This is a genomic window from Streptomyces sp. TRD_SC_5 (assembly GCF_056836825.1).
This window is the reverse complement of record NZ_JBWZZS010000001.1, coordinates 4,254,994-4,274,849: the sequence shown is the minus strand read 5'-3', so window position 1 is coordinate 4,274,849 and position 19,856 is coordinate 4,254,994. Positions and strand designations below refer to the sequence as shown.

Genomic DNA, 19,856 nt, shown 5'->3' with positions numbered 1-19,856 from the left:
TTTGAACGCCGATGAGCGCACCACGCCCCGCTGGTCGAAGGGGCTTCCCCGTCAGGCGCGGCAGGTGATCTTCATTTGGGCTGCCGCGTGGTGTGCGCCCACCAAGTCGGCGTCGCCCCAGTCCCGGCCCCGGTCGAGCAGCTGCACCGCGAACCGGCCGTCCTTGACCTCGTAGCTGCCGACGGGCACCAGGCTGCCCCGGTGGGCGGTCTGGCGGACGGCGAAGGCGGCGTACGACGACTCCTTGTCGTCGGGGTCGGCGAGCAGCCGGTAGAAGGTGGGGTTGCCCGCCACGTCGAGGTCGCGACGGCTCTTCGGTACGTACACGGACAGCGCGCACTCGTCGAAGGCGTCGCCGACCTGCCAGGACCAGGTCGCGCTGTTGTCGCGGTCCTTGTCCGGGGCGCCCGACATGGGGACGGCGGAGAAGCGCCCGTCGCACGAATCGGCGTCGTGACCGCCGGACTTGACCGTGTACCAGCCCGCGTCGCCGTTCTCGAACCGGCCGGACTCCTCGTAGTGGCCGGAGGAACAGCCGGGTCCCGCCCAAGCCGTGTAGGAGGGGTACTGGACGGGCGGCGGCTTCTCGGGGGCCTTCGGCTTCTTCTCCGGGGGCCGGGACGTGGCCGCCGGAGTGCTCGGGTCCGGGGTCGGCTTCGCGCTGACCGATGGGGACGCCGGGGCGCCGGGCGGGTCCGTCGGGCCAATCCGGGTCGGTACTCCGCGGGCCAGGTCGTCCGCGTTGCCCGCGGGGCCGCCCGTACCGCCGCCGCTGTCACCGTCCGCGTCGGCCAGCAGCGTGGCCGAGGTGACCAGTACCGCCAGTACGACCACAACCGCCGTCACCAGCAGCGCCTTCCGCGGACGGGAGAGCGTGGAGAGCCGCCCCCCGACGGTCTCGCGGGCGACCCAGGACCCACTCGCCACCCTGCCGTCGCCCGCGTCGGCCCCGCAGCCGGGGCAGAACATGCCCGGCAGCGCACCCCTTCGGCCGCCACCGCACCGTTCGCACACCATGTAGACCTTCTCGCGCCCGAGCCTATGGATCGTCCTGAACAGGTCGGTCAGCCAGTGAGGCAGTCGGCCGGCCGGTCGCCAAGAGCCCAACTATGCATGAGCGCGCCGCCGCCAGACAGAGGATGCGCAGAATTGGGGGCGCGGCCCGGCGTCAGTCGTCCTCGGACCCGGACGTCGTTTCGCCGCCCACGTCCACCACGTCCCCGCCGTCCCGGCCTCGGGGCTGCAGTTCCACGTGGATGCGGTGGCTCGCGTCGTGCGCCGTCGTCCTGCCCACGTCCGCCGTGACCACCCCGATGCGCAGGCCGCCCTTGCCGCCGGTCTCGCGACGGACCTGGACGGTGAATTCCAGGCTCACCCTCTCCACCCGGAAGCGCAGCCCGCTGTCCCTGCCCCGCCGCTGGGCCTCCTCCAGTTCGGCTCGTACCTGGCTGATCACATCCGCCAGTTCCACACCCTGCGTCGCGTCGTCCATGTTCAACTTGCCCACATCCCCCCGGTGCAGCGAAGGCCCCATTGTCACCTACCGCGACTATGCTGGTACAGCATGGGGGCGCCAATCCGTGAAACGAACTTCCGTACTGATCAAGAGACTTGGCGAGTACGGCTGCGTACGTCCGGCCCACGCGGCCAGGTGCTCGGCGCCGGGGTGCTACTGGGCGACGGGCTCGTGCTGACCTGCGCACATGTCATCCGGATCGCTGGAACCAACGATCACCAGCCGTTCGTGACCGTCGAGTTCCCCGGCTCCGGAGGGGGCGATTCCGCCGGCCTGCGCGCCACCGTCGTACCGAAACACTGGGTCCCACGCGCCGACGACCACAGCGGCGATCTCGCACTCCTCCAGCTCGCCGGGCCGCCGCCCGTCGACACGCACGCCGTCCTCCACCGGCTGCCGACCATCTGGAACCGTCGCGTCCACTTCGCCGGTTACCCCTCCCGCATCACCGGCGGCAAGTGGGCCGAGGCGCTCATCAAGGGCCCCGGCGGTCCCGGCGACGAGTGGGTGCAGATCGATCCGGTCACGGAAGCCGACACCCTGATGCGGCGCTTCAGCGGCGCCGGAGTCGTCGACAACCGCACCGGCCGCGTCATCGGGATCGTCGTCAGCAAGCTCGACTCCGAGCGCGAGGGCGCGCACTACCGGCACGGTTACATGATCCCGACCGGAACGATCGTCAAGCACCTCGACCTCGTGCGCGAGCGCTTCGTGAGCGGCCGGCCCCCGGTCCCGCCCAGCCTCAGCCTCAACGCCGATCCGGCAACCCTTGCCATCGATCCGGCAACCCTCAACGCCGATCCGGCAACCCTCGCCGTCGATCCGGCCTCCCCGGCAACCCCGGACAGCCTCATCACCACCCCTGCCGTCCCCGCCGGTCCCGAACAAACCCCCCGCCCCACCCCCGACCGTGGGTTCGCGCGCTGGCTCACCCGCTGGCTCGCCGGCGAGGACGACCTGGCCGACGTCGAGATCACGTTCGTACGGGACGAGGACCAGCACGCGGCCCTCGCCCTGCGCACCACGCTCACCCTCGCCGACCGCGAGCAGTCCCCCCGCACCTCCGTCGCGACTTCCTGCCCCGAGCACACCGGCACAGCCACCCCCCGCGCGGGCAGCCTCGACCTGGCCGTCGACGTCAGCGGCAAGAGCCCCGCGCAGATCGCCGAGGAGATCGCCGAGGGCATGGCGCTCGACGGCCCCGGCATCCTGCCCCTGCCCGCGCGCATCGCCGCCGACGCCCTGCCGCTGACCACCGTGGCCCGTGGCGTGGACGACGCCCTCCAGCCGCTGGAGACCGTAGAGCTGCTGCACACGCTCGTGCGGCGCGGCGGGCGGCTCCTGCTGGTCTTCCGGCAGCTCGACTCCCCCGCCCTGCACCGTACGTACGAACTCCTCCTCGATCCGGCCCGCCCCCAGCAGTGGCTGGAGCGCATCAGCCGCCGCATCGACGCTCTCGCCCGTACGGAAGAACAAGCCCGGGAGTTACGCCGACGGGCGGCCACCTGCGTCAGCCCCCTCCCGTCCGTCCCCCGGTACGCCCCGGACCTGGAGCTCAAGGCGGCCCGCCTCGAAGCCGATCCGCAGCAGGGCACGACCGGATTCCTCGTCAAGCTGTCGTACGTCGAAAGGACCGCGGAAACCGCACTGCTGGAGGCGGAGACCGCCCACCGGCTGCTGACCCGGCAGCTCGCCCGCCACCAGAACCTGCGCGGCCTCCTCGACGGTCACCAGGCGCGCCTGGCCGCCCACGGCATCGCCGAGGCGGCGGCCTCCCTGCACCAGCAGGCGCAGCGGCTGCTGACCGGCGGGCCGTGCGAGCTGAGGGTGGCGGAGGCGGCGGTCGACCGGTTCGTGCAGGAGGCCCGCGAGGCTCTCGCAGCGCGCGGGGAGGGGCAGGGATGAGGGCGTGTCCGCACCCCGGGTGCAAGGGGAAGGTCACCGAGACGGGGTTCTGCGATCTCACCGGGCTGCCCGTGGACGCCGAGGCGGAGGCGGCGGCCGAGATGGAGACGACGGCGGCGGCTGCGGCGGCGGCGGCAAAGGTGGCTGCTGCTGCGGCGAAGGCGGCTGCCCAACGGGGCCAGAAGCGCTCCGAGGCCGCCCAGTTCGTACTTTCGCCCGCCGGCGACCGCCTCATGGACCTGCCGCTCGTCGAGGTCCCCGACCCCGCCCTCCTCGTCGGGCCCGTCGAGGACCAGCCCACCTCCCACGTCATGCGCTGCGGCAACCCCGACTGCACGGAGCTGATCGGCGTCGTGACGTCCGAGGGGCGCTGCAGCTGCGGTACGCCGTACGCGCTCCAGCCCCAGCTCTCCGGCGACGACGTACTCGCCGACCAGTACCAGGTCGTCGGCCCCATCGCGCACGGCGGTCTCGGATGGGTCTATCTCGCCGAGGACGCCCAGCTCTACAACCGGCCGGTCGCCCTCAAGGGCCTGCGCAACCCGCACAGTTCGCTGGCCCGTGAGGTCGCGCTGCGCGAGCGCCGGCATCTCACCGACCTCAACCACAAGGACATCATCCGCGTCATCAACTACGCGACGCACCGCCCCACCGGCACCGACTACATCGTCATGGAGTTCGCGGGCGGCATGGCGCTGCACCAGATCGCCGAGCGGATCGCGCGTGACGAGGAGCCGTTCGCCGGGCCGCGCGTGCACGAGTTCATCGTGAGTTACGGGATCCGGATTCTCGACGCGCTCGGCTATCTGCACACGCACGAGCGCAAGGTGTACGGCGACATGAAGCCGGACAACGTCATGCACTGCGGCGACGGGATCAAGATCATCGATGTGGGCGGGGTGCGGGAGTTCGGGGCTCCCGGGCCGTACACCGATCCCTACAAGGGCCCCGAGGTCGAGCGGGACGGCCGGGCGTACCCGCAGTCCGACCTCTACAGCGTCGGCGTCACCCTGCGCGAGCTCGCCGACTCCGCGCACCACCCGGCCCCCGGACTCGGAGCCGAGTCCCTGCACCGCGCGCTCGCCCGCGCCACCGACGAAGAGCCGCGCAAACGGTTCGCCACGGCCGCCGAGATGTCGCTCCAGCTGCGCGGTGTCATCCGCGAGTTACGGTCCTTACGGCTCGGTACGGAGACCTTCGAGCCCTCCCGCCTCTTCGAACCGGCGTCGGCCGCACTCGACGGCGGTCTCGGCCAGGCCCCCGCCCTCGACCGCTGGGCGTACGGCACCCACCGCCTGCCCCTGAACGCCGCGCGCCCCTCCCCCGACGAGGTCGCGGCGGGTCTGCCCGTACCCAAGACCGACCCCGACGACCCGCAGGCGGCCTCCCTCGCTCGCATCTCGTACGACGCGCCGGGCCTGCTGCAACTGCTCGCGGACTGGACGCCGTCCCCGGAACTTCACCTCCTGCGCTGCCGACTGCACCTCGGCCTGGCCCGCCGGAAGTTCGCCCGCCGCACCAGGTGGCGCGCCCACCACCACGAGCGGGCGCGCGCCGAACTCGGCCTCGCCGCCGACCTGGTCGGTGCCATGGCCCCGCACGACTGGCGCCTGCGCTGGCACGCCGGGCTGCTGCACCTCGCCGACGACCGGATCGCCGAGGCCCGCGAGGAGTTCGACCTCGTCTACGACTCGCTCCCCGGCGAGTACGCCCCGAAACTCGCCCTGGGTTACTGCCACGAACGACTCGGCGACCCGGCCCGCGCCAGGGACTACTACGAGGCGGTGTGGCTGCGGAACCACTCCCTGGGCAGCGCGGCCTTCGGGCTGGCGCGAATTCACCTCGCCCGGGAGGAGCGGGAGAAAGCCCTGGACATCCTGGAGCACGTACCCAAGGACTCGCGGCACCGCACGGCCGCGCGGACCGCGATCGTACGCATCCTGGCGGGCCGGCGGCCCCCGGACGGCGGGCCGCCGCCCCTGGAGTCCATCGTCACCGCGCTCGCGCGGGTCACGCAGTTGCAGGAGGAAGAGGGGCTGACGGACCGGCACGCGGTGCTGCGGCTGGAGACACACATCAGAGAGGTGGTACTCGACTGGGTGTGCGGGGCACCGCAGGGGGGCCCGGACGGCCGGGTGCCGGGCGGCCCGGACGGCAGAGCGCCCGGGGGCCCGGACAGCAGGGCGCGGCGGCTGGCGCAGCTGCGCGAGCGCGTCCAGGACCGGGACATCACCGAGAACAGGCTGCGCAGACGCCTGGAGGAGGCGTACCGGGGCCTCTCCCAGCAGGCCGGCGACGTAAGGGCGCACGCGCTGCTCGACCTGGCCAACGGGATCCGGCCACTGCGCTGGACACACAAGGAGCACACATGGCTCAGGACGGCACAGAAAATTCGGCAGCTGCGAGAAACGTGGAAGACGACACAGGCGACACAGGCGACGCAGTCGACGCAGGAGCTTCAGCCGCAGGGACCGTCTCCCTCGAAGTGAGCCAGCAGCCCTACGTCTCGGTGGAGCGCGGAGCCGAGGGAGGGACGCGCATGTGCGCCGTGGTGACCGTGCAGGTGGACCTCGGCACAGCTTCTGAAGGGGCTCCGGCGCCCGCGCCCCCCTCCCGGGCCGAGGTGCTGCTCCTCGACTGCTCCGCCTCCATGGGCTACCCGCGCGAAAAACTGTGGGCGGCCCAGGACGCGGCGGCGGAGGCGGTACGCGCGCTGCCCGACGGCACGTACTTCGCGATCGTCGCCGGACGTCACACAGCGGAGCTGGTCTACCCCGCCGCGACCCGTCCCTCCGAGACGACTCTCGTACGCGCCGACGCCACCACCCGCAAGGAGGCCCAGGACGCCGTGGCCCGCCTCGTGCCGAGCGGCGGCACGGCCATCGGCAGCTGGCTCGCCCTCGCCCGCGAGCTGTTCGGGCGCCGCCCCGGGCCCGCCGTCCGGCACGCACTGCTGCTCAGCGACGGCCGTAACGAACACGAGCGGCCGGACGCGCTCAGCTCCGAACTCGCCGCCTGCTCCGGCCGCTTCACCTGCGACACCATCGGCATCGGCGAGGACTGGGACCCCGACGAGCTCCAGCTGGTCGCCGACAGCCTCGACGGCCGGGCCGACGCCGTACGCGACCTCGACGCGCTGCCCGGCGAGTTCCGGTCCGTCACCGCCGAGTCGGCGGGCCGGCACCTCACCGGCCTGCGACTGCGCCTCACCCACCGCCCGGGCAGCGCCCCGCTGACCGTCCAGCAGGTCCACCCCACCCGCCGCGACCTGCTGCGCGAACGCATGACGGCGGGCGAGCGGTGCCTGGAGTTCCGTACGCCGCCGTGGGGCGACGAGACCCGCGAGTACCTGGTGTGCGTCGCAGCGGCCCGTACGCCGCAGGAGCCCGTCGACCGTGCGCTGTGGCTGGCCGACCTGAAGGTGGTCCAGGAGCCGTCGCAGGACGGGGCCGTACCGTCACAGGCCGAGTCCAGGCCGTCGCCGCGGCTTCCGCCCGCTCGCCCCCTGTTGGTGCACTGGACGCGCCATCGCGACCTCTACAGCGCCTATGACCCCAAGGTGGCGCACTACGCCCACCACGACGCCCTCGTCCGCGGCCTCGAAGAGGGCCGCACCGCTCTGCGCGCCGACGACGCGCCGCGGGCCCGCGCCGCCTGGGGCGAGGCCGTGCGCCGCGCCCACGCGATGGGCAACGAACCCATGCTGCAACGCCTCGGCGACGTCGTACGGATCATCGACGCGGCGGCCGGTGAGGTGGAGATACGCCCGGACATCCGGCCGCTCGACATCAACTCGGCGATGGTGCTGCGCGCCCACAGCACGATGCTGCCGTCGCCGCGCAAGCCGAAGCCCGATCCGCGGGACGCGGAACGGGACGGGGAATGAGACACCTGCCGCGCCAGTTCTGGCGTTCAGCCACCGGAGCCGACGGCGTCAGCACCGTCGGATACCTGCGGGGCCAGCTCGTGTGGCTGCTCACGCTGACCGCCGTGGGCGGCGCGGCGCTCTTCGGCGCGTACGACGAAGTCCACAGCGACTCCGTGGCGATCCGCGACCGCACCGGCCCGGCCGTCGTCGAACTGGCCAGGGCCCACACCTTGCTCGAACAGGCCCACGTCACCGCCGGCGCCCACCTGAAGTACCGGTCCGACAACCCGGCGTGGCCGGACATCCTGGCGCGCGGCGAGGAGTTCCGGACCCAGTCCGCCGAGGCGAAGAGCAGCCTCGCCCGGGCCTCCGCCACGGGCGCCCTCAACCGCGAGGACCGGCAGACCCTGCGCATCGCGTCCGGCCTCGTCGACAGCTACGCCCTGCGCATCGACGGGGCGTGGACCCAGGCGAACCGGCCGCTGCTGAGCCAGGCCAACCTCTCGTACGCACACCGGATGATGTACGTCGGCGAGACCAGCGTCCTCGCCCGGATCGACGCGCTCCGGGCCCGCCAGAGCGCGGCGCTGGACCACCAGGAGGACTGGGGTGCCGCGCCGCTGCTGGCCTGGCCGGTGGCGGTCACGGCCTGTGTGCTGCTCGGCGTGCGGCTGGTGGGCACGCAGGTGTTCCTGCGGCAGCGCTTCCGGCTGCGGGTGAGCATCCCGCTGGCGGCGGTGACGTTGCTGCTGGCGGCCGTTCCCGTGCTCGCGTTCGGGACGTGGCAGGCGCACGCGAGCCAGACGCTGATGCAGGACGCGGCCGCCCTGCTGACACCGGCCGGTTCCCCCAGTGCGCAGGTGGCGGCCATCACGGACGCCGAGAAAGGCATGGACAGGGCCGTACAGGAGGGCAACACCGAAGCCTGGGTCCGGGGCACGGCGTTCATTCCGCTCGCAGCCGCGGCAATGGGGGCGGTCATCCTGTGGACGCTCCAGTCGCTCCTCGTCGAGTACGCCGTTCCCCGGCGCCGCACGGGAGGCCGCCGGTGAACCGCCGCAGCCGCCCCCGTCGGCCCCTCCGCATGCTGCTGGCCCTCTGCCTCTTCGCCGGGCTCGCCCTGACCTCCGCCGCCTGCGCCGAGGAGCCACGCCCGGCCGTGAGCGTGCTCGGCCCCTGGACCGGCGACGAGGAGGAGAGCTTCGAGACGGTGCTCGACCAGTTCACGAAGGAGTACGGGATCGAGTACGACTACCAGGGCACGACGTCGCTGCGCGAGACGCTGCTCGCCCAGGTGCAGGCCGGATCGCCCCCCGACATCGCCGTACTGAACAGCCTCGGTGAGCTCACCGAATACGCGGACAACGGTGTGCTCGTACCGCTTCCCGAGAAGGTCCGCGAGCGTTCCCCGGAGCCGTGGGCCCCCGAACTCACGATCCGCGGCCGCAAGAACACGTACTGGACGCCGATAAAGGTCGACCTCAAGAGCGTGGTCTGGCACTATCCGGGCCGCCCTCCCCAGCAGGGCGACTGGTGCATCGGCGTGGGTTCCGGCGCGACGACGGGGTGGCCCGGCAGCGACTGGATCGAGGACATCCTGCTCCAGCAGTCGGGACCGGCGGTGTACGAACAGTGGGCGACCGGCGACCTGCCCTGGCACAGCAAGGAGGTCCGCGAGGCGTGGAAGACGTGGGGCCGGCTGATCGGATCGCGGGCGGACGCCGCTCTCAGCAACGACTTCGAGGGCAACGACGGCAACGGGCTGCTGAAACGGTCCGACGAAGGGTGCGGGCGCGAGCACCAGGGCAGCTTCGCCCGGCGGCTGTACGGCGACGACATCGCGTACGTCCCGACCACGGAGGCCGTCGCCGAACTCGACAACAACCGGGGCGCGTACGAGGTGGCCGGTGACATGGCGGCGCTGTTCAGGGACACGGCCGGCGCGCGGGCGCTCATCACGTTCCTCACCGGGGACCAGGCACGGGCCACCTGGGCGCGCGCCGTCCCGGAGCGCAACCGCCCGTTCTTCCCGGTCTCCGTCGGCTCGTACGGCGACGCCTGGGCGAACCGGGCGGTGAACGAGACACTGACGGGCGCCGATCGGCTGTGCGCGGACGCGTCGGACGTGATGCCGCCGGGGGTACGGGGCGCCTTCTACCGCGCCGTACTGGAGTTCCTCGCGGCTCCGACGGACGACAGGCTCCTGACGGGCCTGCTCCGACAGCTCGAAGACGAGACGCAACGCCACCACAGGATGGGCACGCTCCGCGTCCCGTCGGTCTGCGCGGCGCCGCCGGACACGTAACGCGGGCGGGCATGGGACGGCTCCACCGGACCCGCGTGCGCACCTGCCGTCTGCCATAGGATCCCGCAGACATCAGTGATCACATCAGTGATCATTCGATCGCACAGGGGGAACTTCCATGTCCTTTGACCGAATCAGCCGCCGTGGTCTGCTGACCGCCACCGCGGGTGCGGGGGCGGCAGTGTTCGCCGGCTCGGCTGCGGGAACTGCCTCGGCTGCCGAAGTGCCGCCGCCGAGCCCTTACTCCACCAGACTTCCGCACCAGACAGAGGCGGAGGCACTGATCGACTACCTGCGGATGCGTCCCTGGAGCGACGGCGCCAACCGCTACAAGACAGCGGGAGAATTCCCCGACGAGAACTCCTCGGTCGTCTGGGGCGCGCCCGGTCACCCGGAGCAGTTCTCCGCGTTCGCACAGTGCTCCTCGTTCATCACACTGGTCCTGCAGCGCGCCTACGGCACCGGAACGGCGTACGGATGGGCGACGAGGGAATACTTCAGCCAGCACTTCAACACCGAGGCAGGAAAGCTCTACCCGACGGCAGAGAAGTTCCGCGAGGGCTTCGCGAACGCTGCTAACGTCCCCCATTTCACGGCGGTCACCAAGCCGGTCAACCTCCGCCCCGGAGACCTCGTAGCCCTGGACTACGACCCGGCGGGCACCAGCGAGCCGTACACCGGACACATCGTGATGATCCGGGAACGCAAGGGGACATGGAGCTCACCGGTGGACAGCGAAGTCGGCACCGGTGTCGTCCCCTACGTCTTCGACATCATCGACTGCACCAGCAACCCGCACGGCAACCCGGCCGCTTCGGAGACCGCCGAGGCCACCTACCGCGGCTTCCCCGACACCCGCATCGAGGAGACGCCCGGCGGGACCCCGGAGTGGACCGAGCACAACGGCGCCGGTTACGGCCACATGGTGTTCTACGCCGACCCCACCACGAAGCTCTTCGCCGGCTACCGCTGGGGCGTCAACACCTCCACCCCGCACAAGGTGGCCGCACGCCCGATCGCCGCAGCCCGCGTCTACCTCGACTGACTCCGGCCGAAACGGCACACCGTCGTCGGTACGGCCGAGGAGACGAGTGCCCGCGGTTCCGGTCGACAGTTGCCCGGGCCCGCTCCTGCACTCAGCGGCGCAGCTCCTCCGGGCAGGCCGTGCCCCGGGTCAGGCCGTAGGGCGCTGCCAGTCGGTAGACGCCCGGGGCGGGCGCGAGCAGCTGTGTCCACTCGTCCCCCGCCGCGTCCTCGTCCGCCTTCATCAGGCAGCCGTTCGGGTTGGTGAACGTCCTGCCCGTCGCCTCGCCCCGCAGCTTCGACTCCGGCGTCTCGGCGGGCGGTTCGACGCGCTCTCCGTCGGCGTCGACCAGGCCCAGCCACGGCGAGTACGGGATACGGATCAGCACCCGGCCCGCGCTCTTCACCCGGATCGTCAGCTCGCCCGCGCCCGCGCGGTCCACGCTCGCGGGCGGGTCGGCCAGCGGCGTCGGGTCGTCCACGCGGAAGAGCTGCCAGTTGGCGTCGGCCCAGACCCGCTCGAGGTAGGGCTGGCCGGCGCGTACGAGCTCGTACTCCTGCGTGGCGCCGGACCGGTCCGGGTCACCCGTGGGCAGTACGACGTAGTGCACGGCCCAGCGGTCCAGCCATTCGCGGTAGGTGTCGGTGTGGAGCGTGTCGTCGTAGAAGACGGGGTTGCGCTCCATGTCGGCCTGCCGGTTCCAGCCGCGCGCGAGATTGACGTACGGAGCGAGCGCCGACGCCTCCCGGTGGCTGCTGGCGGGGACCACCTCGACCCGGCCCTTCTCCGCGCCGACCTCCTGCAACTGGTTGACCAGCGGCGCCAGCTCACGCGTCCAGGACGCCGTCGGCGCGGTACGGACGATGTCGTCGACGCTCTTGAAGCCGATCCAGACGTTGAGGCCGACGAAGGCGACGACGAGGGCGTACCAACGAACCGTCCGGGGTGCGGCGAACGGCAGCGCCGCCAGTAGCACGACGCCCGCGAACACCATGGGCAGGCGCGAGACGTTGCTGCCGATCTGCGAGTCGATCAGCCAGGTCAGCAGCACGCCGACGGCGTAGACGGCGGCTCCCGTCCGGACCGCCTTCCAGTCGCTCGGTACGAGCACGAACACCAGGACGCCGAACAGGAACGGCAGCGAGGTCGTCGCGAGCGACATGGGCTGCGTACCGGAGAACGGGAACAGCCAGGAGGACAGGGCGACGACGAGGACCGGCGCGAGACCGAGCGCGTAGGCGCCGGGGCGGCGCTTGTTGAGGAACAGCGCGGCCGCGACGACGCCGAGGAACAGGCCCGCGACCGGACTGCTCGCCGTGGCGAGCCCGGCCAGCGGCGCGGCGACAGCCGCCTTGGCCCACCGGTTGGCCGCCCAGCGACGCGGCCAGCAGAACACCGCGGCGACCGCGCCGAGCGCGAACATCGTGCCGAGGCCGAAAGTGACGCGGCCCGAGAGGGCGTTGCAGAGGAAGGCGAAGACCCCCGCGAGCGCGCACCACAGGGGGTTGCGGACCGTCTTGACGCGGACCAGGATCAGCGCGGTCAGGGCGGCCGACACGGTGCCGGCGATCATCATCGTCGTACGGACACCGAGGACGGACATCAGATACGGCGAGACCACGCTGTACGACACCGGGTGCATCCCGCCGTACCAGGCGAGGTTGTACGCGGAGTCGGGGTGGCGGCCGACGAACTCGGCCCAGGCGTCCTGGGCGGCGAGGTCGCCGCCGCTGTTCGCGAAGAAGAAGAACCAGACGATGTGGACGACCGCGGCGGCGGCCGTCGCGACCGTCACGGGGTGCCGCAGGACGCGGCGCCGGCGGTCGTGGTCCGGAGCGAGGGGCGAAGGCGGGGGCGCGGAGTCGGTGCTCACGGGCATGGACACCCGGATGCGCACTGCTCGCTCCCGCTGCTGCGGACCTGGCGCCGGGCTCGACTTCAGACCCGGCTCCGAACTTGGCACCAGGTCTGGCTCCGAACTGGGGCGTATACCGTCCTGTATATCGCTCCGCGTGCCGGAATTACGGCCGTTGCGGCCGTCCTCGTCCCCATCCCCGCCCGCAGCGCGCGTGGGCTCAGCGGTGGTCATTACGGCTCTCCCCGTCTCCCCCGGGTACCAACAACCCCGACGTACACAAGGACGCCGTCCCCGCGTCCCACAGTTGCCCGGACGCTAACACGCGGGCATCGCGGTGCTGCCGCCGGTTCCCGGGTCCGGCGGCAGCACTGCGCTCATCGGCCCGGCGTCAGCCGACGCGGGTCAGCTTGTCGCCGAAGCCCGGCTCGGCCAGGTCCTTCTGGAGCGCGACCGGGACCTTCACCTGACTGGCTCCCTCGCCCACGGTCAGCATGCCGACCTCCGTACCGGCCTTCGCCGAGTGCGGAACGGCCGAGCCACCGTCGGACAGAACGAGCTTCACCGTCAGGCCGCCCCAGCCGACCGCCTTCACGTCCTTGGTCGCCACGACCGGCGTCGTACCGCCCAGTCCGTCGTCGACCGTGCCGACCACGTCGCCCTTCTTCACGACCGTGCGGGAGGTCAGGGTGTCCTGCGTCGCGAGCATCAGTTCCTTGCTCGCCCCGATGGCGGTGCCGAGGATCGGCGTGGCGTGCTGGGCGAGGACCGCACCGACGATCAGCTGGTCGGTCTCGCCGACCTGCTTGTGCGCGGCGAACAGGAGGTTGCCGCCGGCCTTCGTCGTGCTGCCGGTCTTGATGCCGAGCGCCCCGTCGTACGGAACGAGGTCGTTCCAGTTGCGCCAGCTCTTGCCCGTGGGGTCCGTCCAGGTCGGCAGCTTGGTGACGTCGGTGAGCGCCGGCATCTCCACCAGTTCCAGACCGAGCTTCACCTGGTCCTCGGCCGTGCTCACCGTCGTCGCGTCGAGACCGGACGGGTCGGTGTACGTGGTGTTCTTCATGCCGAGGTCCTTGGCGGCGTCGTTCATCTTCTTGACGAACGCCTCCTCGGAACCCGCGTCCCAGCGCGCGAGCTGCCGCGCGATGTTGTTTGCGGACGGAATCATGATGGCCGCAATCGCGTCGCGCAGGCTGAGCTTGTCGCCTTCCTTGACGGTGTTGAGCGTGGACTCGTTCTCCGTCTTGTCCAGCTGGCCGTCGGACTCGCCCTTCGCATCGATCTCGATCAGCGGGCCGGCCTCGCCCCGCTTCAGCGGGTGGTCCTTGAGGATGACGTACGCCGTCATGGCCTTCGTCACGCTCGCGATCGGTACGGGCGTCTGCTCGCCGGACGAGCCCAGCGTGCCCACTCCCGAAGCCGCCATGAATGCCTGGCCCCTCCCGGGCCACGGCAGCGAGGGCTTTTCGCCGTCGAACGTGAACGCCTGCTCCGCGGTCATCGTCAGCTGCGGGGCGGGCAGCGGACGTACGGCCTGCGCGATGCCGACGATGATCACCAGCAGCAGAACCAGCGGTGCCCAGATCTTGACCCGCCGCACGGCGGTCCTGACCGGGGTCTCCGGCGGGGGCGGGGTGTTCGTCAGCTCGGCGAGCAGGTCGAGCGGCGGCCTGGGCGGCAGCGGCTGCTGCCGGGTACGTTCCGCCTCCGGCAGGGGTGCGGACTCGGGAGCGGCCGCCGGTGCGGGGGGTCCGGCGGGGGGCGCGGCAGGCGTGCTGCGCGGCCTGCCGGCCGCCGGCCGTACCTCGTCCCGCTTCAGCGGAACGAATTTGCTGGTGCGCTCGACGGCGGACTCTGCGGACTCGAGCGCGCCGACGGCCTTCAGCGCGGTGGTCGGCTGGTCCACGGCCTGCCGCGGCCGTACGGCCTTGAACACGGCGGTGGCCTGATCGACCGCGCCCCCGGCCTGCTCAGCACCACGCCCTGCGGCCGAGCTGCCGGCCGAACTCTCAGCCTTAGCCGAAGCGCTCGAAGTATTTGCGTTCGCATCCGTGTCGTCGGACGCGGCCACCGAGGCCTCCGCCGGACCGGCCGTACGCGCGTCGCCCCGCGCCTCGGCGGCAGCACCCGGCGCGTCCGCGCCTGCCTGCGGCGCACCCGCAGCGCTGTCGGACGACGACGGCTCGTCGCCGTCCTTGTCCGTGCCGGACGCGTCCACCGGCTGCTCGGCCCGTCCCGGCGCCTCAGCGGCGGCAGCCGCCCGCGTCACACCGGGGGCGTCCGTCGCCGCCTCGGCCTCCGGCGCGACCGCAGGCGGCCCGTCGGCGGGCTCAGCGGTTCGACCCGACGGCTCGTCGGAGTCCTCGCCCGTGGCGGGCGCACCCTCCGGCTCCTGTGCCGCAGCAGCCGCCCGGCCGCCCTCGCGGTCCGTCTCGGCGGTGGGCGCGTCGGCCCGCGCCTCGGCGGCGGCCGCAGCGCGGGCGCCGGGGCGGTCCGCACCGGCATCCTCCGCCTCGGGCGCCACATCCTCGTCGGCGCCTTCCGCGCTCTCCGCGCCGTCCGTGCCGTCCGGCGTGTCGGCCGTGGCGACCCACGCCGCCACCGCCTCCCGCAGGCGCGCATCGCCCTCAGGGGTCTTCGGGGACTCCGGGGACTCAGCGTGCCCCGGGGACTCCTCGGCGTCTGCGGCCTCCGTGGCCGCCGAGGAGGGCTCTTCCGGGGGGAGCTTGAAGACTGCTGTCGGCTGATCCACGCGGTCGCTGCTCTCCGGTTCGGCCGTACCGGCCGATTCCCGGAAAACGGCGAGCCGCGGATCGCGTTCGCCCGGGGCCGTCTTCCCCGACGACTTCCGCTGCTCCGACTTGTCGGGGGACTCGCCCGCCACCGATGCCTCCTTCATACGCGCCCGCGCATACGTCCGCTGTCCGCGGTCCGATGTCCGAACCATGTACCAGTGTCCTGTCTGAGACCCCGGCCTCCTCGCTAGACGAGAACGACATACCTGCCGGTTCCCGTACGAAGCACCCAGGCGCTCTCGACAGATGAATGTGAGAGGGGTCACCCTGTCATTCATCCACGCGGGGAGGCATGGATGGGCAGGAGCCGCAGAACACTTCCGGAGGAGCTTCTGCTGCTCGCTCTGGACCCGACAACGGGTACCACAGCGCAGCCGCAGTCGCTCGACCTCGGCCTGGCCGGGGCACAGCTAGTAGAGCTGGCTCTGGCAGGACGGATAGCCCCAGACGGGGATCGTATCGCCGTGGTGATGGCACGGCCGACAGGAGATCCGACATTGGACTCCGCACTGGAACTGCTGCGCAGGCGCGGCAGCCCGGTCCGGGCGGTCCACTGGATCGGCGGACCTCGACTGGGGCTCCGCCAGACGTATCTCTCGCATCTGGAACGGTGCGGCATGGTGCATGCCGTGGCGGGACAGATGTGCGGAGTGCTGCCGACGACTCGCTACCAAGCGACGGAATCGGCGCTCTGCCGGGAAATCAGGTCCCGGCTGGACAGTGCGATCCGCACCGGCGTACCGCCGGACCCGCGGACCGCGGCGCTCGCCGCGCTCGCTCACGCAGTGGGACTCGGCAAGCACCTTTATCCCGGCAACGAGGGGCGCTCATCACGCTCCCGGCTCCGGGATCTAATCAGGCACGACCCGATGGGCGGCCTCGTGGCGCACGCCGTGATGGACGTCCAGAACGGTGTGGCGGCACAGCCGCGCCGAGCGCCCGCAACGGGCGGCCGACCACAGACGGCCGTACCTGTGCAGTCGCAACCACAGCAAGCACAGTCACGCCGCGACGGCATGGCGCGCGTCGCAGCGCACTGAGCCGGGCCGCAGCCCGAACAGCACCCGTACAACCAACGCCGCACCGACGTCCCCAAGACCCGGTTCGGGAGCCGCAGCAAAGCGCGCGGGGTAGTGGACCCGGTCGTCCAGGCCATCCTGGACCGGACCGGTACCGCCACCCCGCGCGCTCGCGTCGGCACCCTGTGTGGGCATTTCCCAGCGCGGACATGACCATTGGTGGCAGTCTGCTGAGCAGTAGAGCGTCTAGCAGTACATACGCACAACGCACTCAGCCGGAGGTGCAGTTCCCGTGGCGTCCAACGTCAATCCCACCGTCAGGCGACGCCGATTGGGCCAAGAGCTCCGCCGGCTGCGTGAGCTCAAGGGCATGACGGCCGAGGAGGTGGCGGAGCGCCTGCTGGTCTCGCAGTCGAAGATCAGCCGCCTCGAGAACGGCCGCCGCTCCATCAGCCAGCGCGACGTACGCGACCTGTGCGGCGTGTACGACGTGGAGGATCACCGTATCGTCGACTCGCTGATGCAGATGGCCAAGGACTCCCGCCAGCAGGGCTGGTGGCACGCCTTCGGCGACATCCCGTACAGCGTCTACATCGGCCTGGAGACGGACGCCGCCTCACTGCGCGTGTACGACCCCCAGATCGTCCCCGGCCTCCTCCAGACCCCGCGGTACGCCGAGGCCCTCATCACCGGCGCACTGCCCGAGACGGCGGCCTCCGACGTCGAGAAACGGGTCAACGTCAGACTGCGCCGGCAGGAACGCATCCTCACGGCCGATCAGCCGCTGCGCCTGTGGGCCGTCATCGACGAGGCCTCGCTGCGCCGCGTCGTCGGCGACAGACAGCTCATGCGGGAGCAACTGGAGCACCTGGTGGAGCAGTCCCAGCTGCCCCACGTGACGGTCCAGATACTTCCGTTCGACATGGGCGCGCACCCCGGCATCAGCGGCCACTACGCGATCCTGGAATTCCCGGACGCGGCCGACTCCAGCGTGGTCTACATCGAGGGCGTCACGAGCGACCTCTACCTGGAGAAGGCAAACGACGTACAGAAGTACAGCGTGATGTACGAACACCTGCGCGCCCAGGCTCTGAACGTCGACGCCTCGCGGCACTTCATCGCCAACATCGCGAAGGAATACGCCCGCTGAAGCTGCGCTTCCGCCGAGGGAACCGGAACGGTACACCTTCGCCGCCCCGCAGCGGTAGATCTACTGGAATATGCCATCCGGTCGGGTGAACGGCCCCTTCACGCCGACAGGTTCGCGAGTAGCGTCGCTCCCGCCAGCAAGAAACGTTGGCGTCTCCCTCCACGACCAGCAAAATCGGAGCGAACATGGCAATCCATCAGGGCGCTACGGACACCTGGACGAAGTCCTCGTACTCCGGAGGCAACGGCGCATGCGTAGAAGTCAAGTCCCCGGTCACGCACGCTGTCGCGGTGCGGGACTCGAAGGCGCCCGAGGGCCCTTCGATCACCTTCGCCCCCGGTTCCTGGAGCGCATTCGTGGGCGGGGTCGGCCAGGGGAATTTCGACCTCGGCTGACCGCTCGGAGCCGAGTCACGACGCGCTGAATGACGAGCCGAGTCACGAGGCACCGAACACAACCGAATGCACGACCGCACACACCCGAGTGCACACCCGAGTGCACGACCGCAGTGAGCCCTCTCGACCGGTCCGCCGTCCTGGCCGAGGGGGCTTTGGCGTGCCCGTCGCGCGGCCGCGCCTCAGCGCAGTTCGTCGACGTACCGGTCCGTCCCCGGCACCGTCGGAACGAACGGCGCGACCAGCTCCACCCGCCCGAGCCCCGAAGCCGCCGCCTCCCCGTCCAGCCCGCCGAAGCGCTCCTCCCACGCCTCGCGCGGGTCGCACTCCAGGAACCACAGCAGCGTCAGCCGGGTGTCGACGCCCTCCACCTGCTTCACGTAACTCATCCGGTCACCCGGCAGCGGCGTAGGCCGGAAGACCGTGACCATGGCGGCCGAGGAGCCCGCACCGGTCCGCGCCAGCCGCTGCGGCAGGTGCGTGTCCCGCAGCCACTCCAGCAGTTCCGTCCTCCGCTCGGGGCTCTCGGCGTCGACGACCTCCAGCACCAGTCCCTGGTACGGATGGTCGAGCGCGTGGAAATCGCGCGGTCCGGCGGCCCCGTCACGGTAGACGGTCGCCTCGTGGTCCTGGAAGGCCGTGAAGACGTGCGTACGGTCCTGGTGGACGCGCCCGTCGCGGTTGAGCCGCTTGTTGATGCCGACGGTCCACTTCATGTGCTCGTCGTAGCGCCCCTCGGTCACCCAGTACGTCGAGAGATAGCACCCGGCGGTGACGGGCTGCGCGACGGCGGACTTCTCCGGGTAGCGAAGGAGCTGAAGATCGCGAGTGGCGACCCAGCGGCGCCCGGCGAACATCCAGGGCATGGCCATCGCGCCTGCGATGTAGTGATCGTCCTCGTACCAGCGGTTGTACGCGTGCTCGTGGCCCGGGTGGGGTTCCACCATGGTGATCAGTGCGTGGCCGGGCCGCACGCCGTACGGTCCCACGCCCGCCAGTTCCGCGTACACCTCACTGCGCGTGTCCTCACCCATGGCTGCCGATCCCTTCCTTCCGCCGCCGGAGGGACCTACTCTGACGCCTCGTCAGATGGATATCCAGAGCGGGGAGGCGACCGGCCGATGCTGCTTCAGGGGAAGACCGTTGTCGTGTCGGGTGTCGGCTCCGGGCTCGGTCACCGGATCGCCGCGGCCGTCGTACGGGACGGGGGCAACGCGGTGCTCGGCGCTCGTACGGAGGCGAACCTCGCCAAGTGCGCCGCCGAGATCGACCCGGACGGCCGGCACACGGCCCGCCTGGCCACCGACATCACGCACGAGGACCAGTGCGAGGCGCTGGCCGCACTCGCCCTCGAACGCTTCGGGCGGATCGACGCGGTCGTCCATGTCGCCGCCTGGGACAGCTACTTCGGGGGCGTCGAGAACGCCGATTTCGCGACCTGGCAGAGCGTGCTCGACGTCAATCTGCTCGGCACGCTGCGGATGACCCGGGCCTGCCTGCCCGCCCTCAAGGAGCGGGGTGGCTCGGTCGTCATCATCGGTACGCAGTCGGCGATCGCCGCACCCTCCCAGGTGGAGCAGGCTGCGTACGCGGCCTCCAAGGGGGCGCTCACCTCGGCGATGTACTCGATGGCGCGCGAACTCGGGCCGCACCGGATCAGGGTCAACACCGTGCTGCCGGGCTGGATGTGGGGCCCGCCGGTCCAGGCGTACGTCCAGTTCACCGCGCACACCGAGGGCGTGCCGGAGCCGGAGGTGCTGGGCCGGCTCACCGAACGCATGGCGCTGCCCGAACTGGCCACGGACGGGGACGTGGCGGAGGCCGTGGCCTTCCTGGCCTCCGACCGGGCCCGCGCGATCACCGGCCAGTCGCTGCTCGTCAACGCGGGTGAGCTGATGCGTTAGTTACGTACGTACGCCGCCAGCCCCTCCTTCTTCCGACCGCCCGGGACCCGCGTCCCGGGCGGTCGCTCTCGTATGCACGCCACGTGCGGCATGTATGGCATGTGCGGCGCCTGACGAAGC

At 71.3% G+C, this 19,856-nt stretch carries 15 protein-coding genes; 10 read left to right on the top strand and 5 right to left on the bottom strand.

Translation table 11 applies throughout. The annotated features are described in order from the left end of the window. Window positions 1-51: 51 nt before the first annotated feature. Window positions 52-1,017, bottom strand: a complete 966-nt coding sequence (locus AC1P0E_RS19830; RefSeq protein ID WP_482743489.1) for an adhesin — start codon at window positions 1,015-1,017, stop codon at window positions 52-54. 151 nt (window positions 1,018-1,168) lie between these two features. Beyond that, the gene (locus AC1P0E_RS19825) at window positions 1,169-1,507 is read right to left on the bottom strand and encodes a trypco2 family protein (RefSeq protein ID WP_482743488.1); all 339 of its coding nucleotides are present in this window, start codon (window positions 1,505-1,507) and stop codon (window positions 1,169-1,171) included. Between the two features lie 57 nt (window positions 1,508-1,564). Here AC1P0E_RS19825 and AC1P0E_RS19820 point away from each other — a divergent pair, with 57 nt between their 5' ends. The 6 genes from AC1P0E_RS19820 (at window position 1,565) to AC1P0E_RS19795 (ending at window position 10,639) form a co-directional block, all read left to right on the top strand. Further along, a complete protein-coding gene (locus AC1P0E_RS19820) occupies window positions 1,565-3,421 on the top strand; it encodes a S1 family peptidase (RefSeq protein ID WP_482743487.1) in 1,857 nt (618 codons plus the stop codon). After that, complete coding sequence (locus AC1P0E_RS19815) at window positions 3,418-5,910, top strand: serine/threonine-protein kinase (RefSeq protein WP_482743486.1); 2,493 nt, start codon at window positions 3,418-3,420, stop codon at window positions 5,908-5,910. Before AC1P0E_RS19820 ends, AC1P0E_RS19815 begins: the two co-directional genes overlap by 4 nt. After that, window positions 5,907-7,307: a vWA domain-containing protein gene (locus tag AC1P0E_RS19810; protein WP_482743485.1), complete on the top strand. Its 1,401-nt coding sequence runs from the start codon at window positions 5,907-5,909 to the stop codon at window positions 7,305-7,307. The genes AC1P0E_RS19815 and AC1P0E_RS19810 overlap by 4 nt, the downstream gene beginning before the upstream one ends. Then, complete coding sequence (locus AC1P0E_RS19805; protein ID WP_482743484.1) at window positions 7,304-8,341, top strand: hypothetical protein; 1,038 nt, start codon at window positions 7,304-7,306, stop codon at window positions 8,339-8,341. The genes AC1P0E_RS19810 and AC1P0E_RS19805 overlap by 4 nt, the downstream gene beginning before the upstream one ends. Further along, window positions 8,338-9,594, top strand: a complete 1,257-nt coding sequence (locus tag AC1P0E_RS19800; protein WP_482743483.1) for an ABC transporter substrate-binding protein — start codon at window positions 8,338-8,340, stop codon at window positions 9,592-9,594. The genes AC1P0E_RS19805 and AC1P0E_RS19800 overlap by 4 nt, the downstream gene beginning before the upstream one ends. A 118-nt stretch (window positions 9,595-9,712) precedes the next feature. Continuing rightward, window positions 9,713-10,639, top strand: coding sequence for a hypothetical protein (locus tag AC1P0E_RS19795; RefSeq protein WP_482743482.1), 927 nt, complete (start codon window positions 9,713-9,715; stop codon window positions 10,637-10,639). A gap of 91 nt (window positions 10,640-10,730) precedes the next feature. Here AC1P0E_RS19795 and AC1P0E_RS19790 read toward each other — a convergent pair whose 3' ends face one another. Then, the gene (locus tag AC1P0E_RS19790) at window positions 10,731-12,497 is read right to left on the bottom strand and encodes an MFS transporter (protein WP_482743481.1); all 1,767 of its coding nucleotides are present in this window, start codon (window positions 12,495-12,497) and stop codon (window positions 10,731-10,733) included. Between the two features lie 367 nt (window positions 12,498-12,864). Further along, a complete protein-coding gene (locus tag AC1P0E_RS19785) occupies window positions 12,865-15,420 on the bottom strand; it encodes a hypothetical protein (RefSeq protein WP_482743480.1) in 2,556 nt (851 codons plus the stop codon). A 144-nt stretch (window positions 15,421-15,564) separates the two neighbouring features. Here AC1P0E_RS19785 and AC1P0E_RS19780 point away from each other — a divergent pair, with 144 nt between their 5' ends. From AC1P0E_RS19780 to AC1P0E_RS19770, 3 genes are all read left to right on the top strand, one after another. Continuing rightward, on the top strand, window positions 15,565-16,308 hold the full coding sequence (locus tag AC1P0E_RS19780) for a GOLPH3/VPS74 family protein (RefSeq protein ID WP_482743479.1): 744 nt from the start codon (window positions 15,565-15,567) through the stop codon (window positions 16,306-16,308). 271 nt (window positions 16,309-16,579) lie between these two features. After that, the gene (locus AC1P0E_RS19775) at window positions 16,580-17,437 is read left to right on the top strand and encodes a helix-turn-helix domain-containing protein (protein ID WP_482743478.1); all 858 of its coding nucleotides are present in this window, start codon (window positions 16,580-16,582) and stop codon (window positions 17,435-17,437) included. Between the two features lie 185 nt (window positions 17,438-17,622). Then, window positions 17,623-17,832 (top strand): DUF397 domain-containing protein, encoded by a 210-nt coding sequence (locus AC1P0E_RS19770; RefSeq protein WP_482743477.1) that lies wholly within the window; start codon window positions 17,623-17,625, stop codon window positions 17,830-17,832. A 182-nt stretch (window positions 17,833-18,014) separates the two neighbouring features. On the opposite strand, the gene AC1P0E_RS19765 is transcribed toward AC1P0E_RS19770, so the two are convergent. Then, window positions 18,015-18,866, bottom strand: coding sequence for a hypothetical protein (locus tag AC1P0E_RS19765; protein ID WP_482743476.1), 852 nt, complete (start codon window positions 18,864-18,866; stop codon window positions 18,015-18,017). Window positions 18,867-18,953: 87 nt separating this feature from the next. Between AC1P0E_RS19765 and AC1P0E_RS19760 the strand changes: the two genes are divergently transcribed. Then, entirely contained in the window at window positions 18,954-19,736 is a 783-nt protein-coding gene (locus AC1P0E_RS19760) for an SDR family oxidoreductase (protein WP_482743475.1), read from the top strand. Window positions 19,737-19,856 lie beyond the last annotated feature (120 nt).

Excerpts from the sequence above, each read along its gene's own strand:
- AC1P0E_RS19760 (WP_482743475.1), top strand. The coding sequence starts at position 18,954 with ATGCTGCTTCAGGGGAAGACCGTTGTCGTGTCGGGTGTCGGCTCCGGG.
- AC1P0E_RS19780 (WP_482743479.1), top strand. The coding sequence starts at position 15,565 with ATGGGCAGGAGCCGCAGAACACTTCCGGAGGAGCTTCTGCTGCTCGCT.
- AC1P0E_RS19805 (WP_482743484.1), top strand. The coding sequence starts at position 7,304 with ATGAGACACCTGCCGCGCCAGTTCTGGCGTTCAGCCACCGGAGCCGAC.
- AC1P0E_RS19765 (WP_482743476.1), bottom strand. The coding sequence starts at position 18,866 with ATGGGTGAGGACACGCGCAGTGAGGTGTACGCGGAACTGGCGGGCGTG.
- AC1P0E_RS19820 (WP_482743487.1), top strand. The coding sequence starts at position 1,565 with ATGGGGGCGCCAATCCGTGAAACGAACTTCCGTACTGATCAAGAGACT.
- AC1P0E_RS19770 (WP_482743477.1), top strand. The coding sequence starts at position 17,623 with ATGGCAATCCATCAGGGCGCTACGGACACCTGGACGAAGTCCTCGTAC.
- AC1P0E_RS19795 (WP_482743482.1), top strand. The coding sequence starts at position 9,713 with ATGTCCTTTGACCGAATCAGCCGCCGTGGTCTGCTGACCGCCACCGCG.
- AC1P0E_RS19790 (WP_482743481.1), bottom strand. The coding sequence starts at position 12,497 with ATGCCCGTGAGCACCGACTCCGCGCCCCCGCCTTCGCCCCTCGCTCCG.
- AC1P0E_RS19830 (WP_482743489.1), bottom strand. The coding sequence starts at position 1,017 with ATGGTGTGCGAACGGTGCGGTGGCGGCCGAAGGGGTGCGCTGCCGGGC.
- AC1P0E_RS19815 (WP_482743486.1), top strand. The coding sequence starts at position 3,418 with ATGAGGGCGTGTCCGCACCCCGGGTGCAAGGGGAAGGTCACCGAGACG.
- AC1P0E_RS19785 (WP_482743480.1), bottom strand. The coding sequence starts at position 15,420 with ATGGTTCGGACATCGGACCGCGGACAGCGGACGTATGCGCGGGCGCGT.